Raw genomic sequence first — 8,371 nt, forward strand, 5'->3', positions numbered from 1 at the left:
GATCTGTTCCAGACCGTAGCCTCCTGGCCTTTGTCGGGCAACTACCATGAATATTCTTATGGCCCTTTGTTCCTGCCAAATGGTGATATGATCGTAACGCTGAACCTGTCCTGGATAGGCCGCGGTGCAAGCCTGGCTAAATGGCGTGGCTGGATGATGCGCATAAAACCCGATGGCACTATGCAGCCTTATGCTGCAGGCATGCGTTCCCCTGCAGGTTTTGGACTGTCGGAGAACGGAGATATCTTTTTTGCAGAGAACCAGGGCGACTGGATAGGCTCCGGCCGTATCACGCAAATGGACTATGGCGATTTTGCCGGTCACCCGGCGGGCTTGCGCTGGTCAGGTGAATATGGATCGCCCATTAAGCTGAAACCGGAACAGTTCCCGGATTCCATCGGCATCCTGCACGACTTTGCCAGGAAAACAGCGCAGTTCAAAGAACCCAGCGTATGGTTCCCGCACACGCTGATGGGCATTTCCACTTCAGAAGTATTAACCATTAACTCCGATGCCTTTGGCCCTTTTAAAGGGCAGATATTGGTAGGCGACCAGGGACATAGCAAAGTAATGCGTGCTTTCCTGGAAAAAGTAAAAGGGAAATACCAGGGCGCTTGCTTCCCTTTCCTGGAGGGCTTTTCATCTGGCGTGCTGCGCATGGCCTGGGGAAGTGATCATTCTCTTTTTGTGGGTATGACCAGCCGCGGCTGGGCTTCTACCGGCCCTGCATTATATGGTTTGCAACGGGTGAACTTTAAAGGAGCTACACCGTTTGAAATAAAAGCCATGCGTGCCCAAAGCAATGGCTTTGAGCTGGAATTTACCTTACCGGTAAATAAAAAGCAGGCAGCAGATGCAAGCATGTACAGCGTAACCGGTTTTACCTATGCTTATCATAAAACATACGGCAGCCCTATTATTAATCAGCAACCCTGCGCAGTGGTGAAAAGTGAAGTGTCTGAAGATGGACGCCTGGTAAGGATCTACGTGGAAGGTTTGCGCGAAGGATATATTCATGAGCTGCATGTGAACGGCCTGCAATCACAATCAGGCTTAGGCCTGCTGCATAACGTTGGCTACTACACGTTAAATGCTATTCCGGCCGGCGTAGGCCCCAGCTGTGCAGTTACTACTAAAAGCCTGGCCGCCAGTGGCGCCGGTAATAAAGGCGCCTGCGGTACAGATCCCACCAAATGTGTGAGTGTACAACCCGCCGGCTGGGCTAAGCCGGATATAACTTTACAGGTAGGCACTAAACCCGGTTTAAAGTTTGATGTAGCGGAGCTGGAAGTAACTGCCGGCAGCAAAGTAAAGCTGGTGTTTAATAATAATGACGATATGCTGCATAACCTGGTGATCACCGCTCCGGGTAAAGGAGATGCGGTAGGTAAGCTGGCCATGGAAATGGGCTTAAGCGGCTCGCAGCTGGCCTATGTGCCGGGATCAAAAGATGTGTTGTACAATACCTGCTTACTGCAGCCGGAAACCTCGCAGAGCATTTATTTTATAGCGCCTAAAACACCGGGTAACTACCCGTACGTATGCACCTTCCCCGGCCACTATGCAGTGATGAAGGGCATCCTGAAAGTAAGAAAGAATTAATAATGAAGAATTAATAATTAATAATCATGAGTGCAATCTCCTAAAGTAAATATACCTGCCACATAACATCGCATATAATTACCTGAAGCTGCTGCAACCGTGATTATTAACTCTTCATTATTAATTCTTAATTATTCAAAAAATTGAGAAACCAATGCAACGTTTTTTAAGTGTTTGTTTATGCCTGTGTGCAGTAATGAATGGATGGGCGCAGCAAAAGGGGCCTTTCCTGAAAGGGGACCGCTTGCAGCAGTATGTAAAATCCTTTAATCAGGTAGATGATAAAAAGAATGTGCTGAATTATGTGCCGGATGAGCAGGCGGCCACCTGGCTGCAGAACAATATTCCTTTACTGGATTGCCCCGACAGCACCATTGAAAAGATCTATTATTATCGCTGGTATAGCTTTCGCAAACACTTAAAGCAAACACCGGATGGTTTCATCTTCACTGAATTTATTGAACCGGTAAAACATGCCGGCAGGTATAATGCATTAAGCTGCGCCACAGGTCATCACATTTATGAAGGCCGCTGGCTGCGCGATACGCAGTACGTAAACCAATACATCCGTTACTGGCTGGAAAAAGATAAACACCAGTCCAAACCACGCTTTCACCAGTTCAGCGGCTGGGCTGCCGATGCTGTTTACAACTACTACCTGGCTACCGGCAACCGCAATTTTGCCATTAGCATGCTGGATTCCCTGGATGCAGATTACCGTTTGTGGGAGCAGGAAAGATTATTGCCGGATGGCATGTTCTGGCAGTTTGATGTAAGGGATGGCATGGAAGAATCTATCAGCGGCTCCCGCAAAGAAAGGAATATACGTCCTACCATCAATAGCTATATGTATGGCAATGCAAGGGCACTGGCGCTGATAGCCGCTATGGCCGGGCGCGACAGCCTGCGTGAGCGGTATACAAAATTAGCTGCACAGCTGAAAGCAGATGTGCAGGATAAGTTGTGGGATGATACCGCCGCCTTTTTCAAAGTACGTTTTGCAAAAGGCGGTTTATCCGGCGCAAGGGAGGAGATAGGTTTTATACCCTGGTATTTTAACCTGCCGGACGATAAGGCTGCCTATGCAAAAGCATGGCAACAGCTCACCGACCCCAAAGGATTTGATGCACCCTGGGGCATTACCACCGCAGAACAGCGGCATCCCGCTTTTCGTACACACGGTACCGGTGGTTGTGAGTGGGATGGCGCTATATGGCCCTTTGCCACTACGCAAACATTAAAAGCATTGGCCAACCTGTTAACGGATTACCGTAATCATGATGGAATGAATGCACAGGTATATTACCGTGCATTGAAAACATACGCCCGTTCCCACCAGAAGAACGGACAGCCGTATTTAGGCGAATACCAGGATGAAAAGAATGGGTACTGGTTAAAAGGAGATGATCCGCGCAGCAGCTTTTACAACCACTCCGGTTTTTGCGACCTGGTGATCAGCGACCTGGTAGGATTAAAACCCCGCAGTGATGAGCAGGCGGAAATAGCGCCGCTGATCCCTGCCGGAACCTGGGACTGGTTTTGCCTGGACCAGGTGCCTTATCATGGCCGCCTGCTCACCATCCTGTGGGATAAGACCGGGAACAAATATCATAAAGGAAAAGGCTTTCAGATATTTGCAGACGGTGAAAAGATCTACAGCGCTAGTAATCTTACCCGCATTATAACGCCGCTGCCTGCAAAAAAACAGGCGCTCACTTTATGGTACAACAGCCCGGCCGCTAAATGGACCGCTGCACTACCCATTGGTAACGGGCGCCAGGGAGCTATGATCTACGGAGGTGTGAACACGGAGCACTTGCAGTTTAACGAAGCTACCTTATGGACCGATGGCCCGCGGGAACATGCCCGTATTGGCGCAGTACAATACCTGCCACAGATCCGTGCGCTGCTGGCAGCGGGTAAGCAAAAAGAAGCAGAGCAGCTGGCGGAAGAACATTTCCTGGGACAAAAAAGCGCAGCTTCCCGTTACCAGGCCGCCTACCAGCCTTTTGGCGACCTGCTGCTCCACTTCAGGGACACCACTGCCGCAGTAACGGATTATCACCGGGAGCTGGATCTGAATACGGCCATTGCCCGCACCACCTATACAACCAACAACATTCATTATACCCGTGAATACCTGGCCAGCGCGCCACAGAACGCTATTGCAGTTCATTTAACAGCAGATAAGCCGGGAAGCATCAGCTTCACTGCAGCAATAAGAACACCACATAAAACATACAGCATCCGCAAGGTCAATGACAGTACACTGGCGCTTTCCCTGCAGGTAAAAGATGGCGTGTTAAAGGGCGAAAGCTGGCTAAAGCTAAGCGCCCATAAAGGGCGTGTAACCATAGGAGATAGTACCATTACTGTTGAGGATGCAGACGAGGCCACGCTGTACCTCACCGCAGCCACCAGCTATAAAAGCTATAAAGATGTTAGCGGCAACCCTGCTGCCCTTTGCGCACAGGCAACAGCAAAGCTCAAAGGTCTTTCCTACACCGGTATCAAAGCAGCGCATATCAAAGACTACCAGCAATACTTTAACACACTGGATCTTAACCTGGGCGAAGGGCAAACACAGCTGCCCACGGATCAGCGCATCCGGCAGTTTACACCGGCTACAGATCCGGCCCTGGCAGCATTGTATGTGCAATATGCCCGTTACCTGATGATCGCAGCATCACGCCCGGGCGGGCAGCCTATGAACCTGCAGGGCATCTGGAACGATCAGTTAACACCGCCCTGGGACAGCAAGTACACCACCAATATTAACTTTGAAATGAACTATTGGCCGGCAGAAGTATTACATCTTTCTCCCTGCACAGCGCCTATGTTCAGTTTGATAGATGATGTAGCGCAAACCGGCCGTGTTACTGCAAAAGAGCAGTACGGCGCGCCAGGCTGGGTATTACATCATAATACAGATCTGTGGCGGGCCACAGCGCCTATTAATGCAGCCAACCATGGCATATGGGTAACAGGAGCCGCCTGGCTCAGTCATCATTTATGGGAGCATTATTTATTTACAAAGGATCCTGTGTTCCTGCGGCAAAGGGCATATCCCGTTATGAAAGCGGCAGCCAGCTTTTTTGTGAGCTTCCTGGTGAAAGACAGCGCTACCGGCTGGTTGATCAGCACACCTTCCAATTCCCCGGAGAACGGCGGCCTGGTAGCTGGTCCTGCGATGGATCATCAGCTGATCCGCGACCTGTTTAAGAACTGTATAGATGCAGCCGCCATCCTGCATACAGATGCTGCCTTCAGCCAAACCCTGCAAACAAAATATAAACAGATAGCGCCTAACCAGATCGGTAAGTTCGGTCAGCTGCAGGAGTGGCTGCAGGATGTGGATGATACCACCAACCGCCACCGGCATGTATCCCATTTGTGGGGCGTGTTCCCCGGTAAGGATATTAGCTGGGATCAGTCGCCGGAATTTATGAACGCTGCGCGCCAGTCCTTATTATTCCGTGGTGATGGCGGCACCGGCTGGAGCCTGGCCTGGAAGGTGAACCTGTGGGCGAGGTTTAAAGACGGCAACCACGCATTGCTCATCCTCAAAAACCTGCTAACACCAGCTGAAGACCCGAACGGCGGCAAGCCACATGGCGGCTCATTCACCAACCTGTTTGATGCGCATCCGCCTTTCCAGATAGATGGCAATTTTGGCGGCGCTTCCGGTATTGCAGAAATGCTGGTGCAAAGCCATATGGGATATATCGATCTGCTGCCCGCCCTGCCGGATGCCTGGCCGGCCGGTCATGTAAGCGGCATTTGCACCCGCGGTGGCTTTGTGCTGGATCTGGATTGGGAGCAAGGTAAGCTGCAGCAGCTAACGGTAACGGCTACTGCCGGTGGTCCCTGTGAGCTGAAGTACGGCCAGCAATCGCTGAAGCTCTCTACCCAAAAAGGAAAGAAGTACCGGCTGCAGGTGAAAGATGATAGACTGGAAGTAGTTAAATAAGCTGAAAGCAGAAAGCGCAAAGCATAAAGCATAAAGCTTAAAGTGGTAACAACCTTTCAAATGAACATTTCCAAACACGCTCTACCCAATTCGTAATTCGTAATTGAACAATTCGTAATTAAAAATGCGGTATTTCCTCACATTGCTCATCCTCTCCTTCGCACTCCTTCCGGCCGCAGGGTTCTCTCAGAATGTTGCGCCTGAAGCTACCGAAGACTGGTCGCACCAGCCGCCGGTAGTAACCCCTGCGGATAAACGCCATGCGCCTTCAGACGCTATTGTGTTATTTTCAGGCACGCAGGACCTTAACAAATGGGAGCACCCCGACAGCAGCGCTGTAAAATGGGCGGTGAATGGCAATGAGCTTACCATTGTACCCAAGGCAAAAGACATTCGTACCAAACAGGCCTTTGGCAGCATACAGCTGCATATAGAATGGAAAACGCCTGACCCCAAAGAAAATAAAGGCCGTAATAATATGGGCAACAGCGGGGTGCTGTTCATGGGCCTGTATGAGCTGCAGATCTATGAAAGCTACCAGTACCGGGAACGTATATATTATAATGGCCAGGCCGGCAGCATTTATAAACAATATGCGCCCCTGGCAAATGCAAGCCTGCCGCCGCAAACCTGGCAAAGCTTTGATGTGGTGTTTGAAGCGCCGGAATTTAATGCCGGTCAGTCTTTGAAAACACCCGCTTATATCACCGTTTTTCAGAATGGCATCCTGATACAGAACCATGTAGCCATTAAAGGCCCTATGGTATATGCAGGTTATCCTAAGGATACCTATCACGCCGCTAAGCTGCCATTGGTGCTGCAGGAGCACGGCAGTAAGGTTAGTTTCCGCAACATATGGGTAAGGGAATTATGACAGTGTAGGATAGTTAGTTGGGGATAATTTATTACATTCCGCTAACTCACCATACGTAATGCCACGTGGAAGATCAACTTTGGGATGCCATAAGGGACAATGATAAAGAAGCCTTTACGCTGTTGTACAAGGCGCACTACCAGCTGCTTTTTGCAGAAGGCTTCCGCACCTGTGGTAATAAAGACCTGGTGAAAGACTGTATTCATGAACTCTTCCTCGAAATATGGTATAACCGCCACAAACTGCCGCCGGTACAGCATGTAGGCGCTTATCTTAAAACCTATCTCCGCAGGAAAATTCAGCGGGAAGCCGGCAAGCTGCAGCATTACGCCGTAGCCGATATGGAAACCCGCATCACCGAAACAGAACGCCCCTACGAAGAGCTGCTCATTCTCATGCAATCAAAAAAAGAAATGGCCGACAAAGTACGGGCCGCCATGCAGCAGCTCTCCCAGCGCCAGATAGAGATCATCCGCATGAAATTCTTTGAAAATAAGAGCTACGAAGAAATATCCGCCCTTACCACCACCACCCCGCGTACCATTTATAACCAGGTATACGACTCCCTCAAGATCCTGCGTAAGTGCTTAAGAGTAGTGCTATTTTTCTAATTACCAGCCCGTTAAAAATTATTTTTAAATTTTTATAACAATTCCATAGTAAAAATGGAATGCAGGTTGCACTTATATATATACAAAGCCCCCGTATGGATTATACATTATATGCACCGGAAGACTTTGCGGCCAATGAATCCTACCTGCGGTACTATTTTAAGTTAGACCCCGTAGATGTTTTTTTCTGGCAGAACTGGATCAGCAATCATCCGGAAAAGCTGGATGTGATCATGAGCGCCGATCAGCTCATCAGCTTTGCTGCCCTGCAGCTGCCGGAAGAGGAATACCAGCAGGAAATGGAACGCCTGCACCGCGCTATTAATGCCCATGAAGGCGAAGCCCCGCAAGAGGAAGCGCCGCTCATAGCCACCAAGCAGGGCCGCCTGATACGCCTGTTTGCGCTGGCCGTGATCACCATTGGTATTGTGCTCACCGTAATATTGTTCCTTTATAATAAGGAGTATTACAGTAACAAGAACAGCCGGCAGCTGCTGGCCACCCAATACCTGCAGGAGAGGAAGAATGAAGGTACTCAGGCATTGACCATACAGCTGGAAGATAGCAGCACCGTGATACTGGAAGCAGGCGCCAAACTCTTATACCCGCCGCATTTCAAAAGCGGTAAAAGGGAAGTGTACCTGGAAGGAGAAGCCTTTTTTGATGTAAGCCATGATGCCGACCGCCCTTTTTATGTGTATTACAATAACCTGGTAACACATGTGCTGGGCACCAGCTTTCGTATAAAAACCAATCCGAAGAAACAGGTAGAGGTAACGGTGCACAGCGGTAAGGTAGAAGTGTATGAGCAGGTTACCACTTCCCGCAAACAGGAACGCATCAACGTTAGCAATGGCGTGATCCTGACGCCAAACCAGAAAGTGATCTATTCGGAAGACAGCCGGCAGTTTGAAGCATTGCTGGTAGAAGATCCGCTGCCCTTGTTGCCGGTAGTGCCGGCAGACAGTTTGCACAGTGCCGGTTCAGCTGCTGCAGCCAGCTTTGTGTTTAACACGGCGCCCTTACCGGAAGTGCTGCGCACCTTTGAACAGGTATACGGTATAGAAATAGAAGTAGAGAATGAGCGTATTAATAATTGCCATTTTTCAGGAGATATCTCTAACATGGATTTTAATGCCAGAATGGAAGTGATCTGCGAGGTATTACATGCAGCCTATGAGATCAGGGGTACAAAGATCATTATCAGGGGCACAGGTTGCCCGGTGTAAAAGCAGAGTAGTCAACGATAAATAACGGTCAGCCAAAAAAACAAGCCGGCAATGTGGCGCATTACCGGCTGTTAGTGTTGTCCGG

The 8,371-nt window shown here is 49.6% G+C and carries 5 protein-coding genes; all 5 read left to right on the plus strand.

The window, feature by feature from the left end:
• A partial coding sequence (locus VIM87_RS01870; protein WP_331995330.1) for a plastocyanin/azurin family copper-binding protein occupies positions 1-1,602 on the plus strand: 1,602 nt, incomplete at its 5' end.
• A gap of 154 nt (positions 1,603-1,756) precedes the next feature.
• Complete coding sequence (locus VIM87_RS01875; RefSeq protein ID WP_331995331.1) at positions 1,757-5,572, plus strand: glycosyl hydrolase family 95 catalytic domain-containing protein; 3,816 nt, start codon at positions 1,757-1,759, stop codon at positions 5,570-5,572.
• 124 nt (positions 5,573-5,696) lie between these two features.
• The gene (locus VIM87_RS01880; RefSeq protein WP_331995332.1) at positions 5,697-6,446 is read left to right on the plus strand and encodes a DUF1080 domain-containing protein; all 750 of its coding nucleotides are present in this window, start codon (positions 5,697-5,699) and stop codon (positions 6,444-6,446) included.
• Between the two features lie 65 nt (positions 6,447-6,511).
• Positions 6,512-7,057 (plus strand): RNA polymerase sigma factor, encoded by a 546-nt coding sequence (locus VIM87_RS01885; protein ID WP_331995333.1) that lies wholly within the window; start codon positions 6,512-6,514, stop codon positions 7,055-7,057.
• Between the two features lie 95 nt (positions 7,058-7,152).
• Positions 7,153-8,286 (plus strand): FecR family protein, encoded by a 1,134-nt coding sequence (locus tag VIM87_RS01890; protein ID WP_331995334.1) that lies wholly within the window; start codon positions 7,153-7,155, stop codon positions 8,284-8,286.
• The last annotated feature ends 85 nt before the right edge of the window (positions 8,287-8,371 follow it).

This window comes from Chitinophaga sp. (genome assembly GCF_036569125.1).
In the GTDB taxonomy this organism is placed as follows: Bacteria; Bacteroidota; Bacteroidia; order Chitinophagales; family Chitinophagaceae; genus Chitinophaga.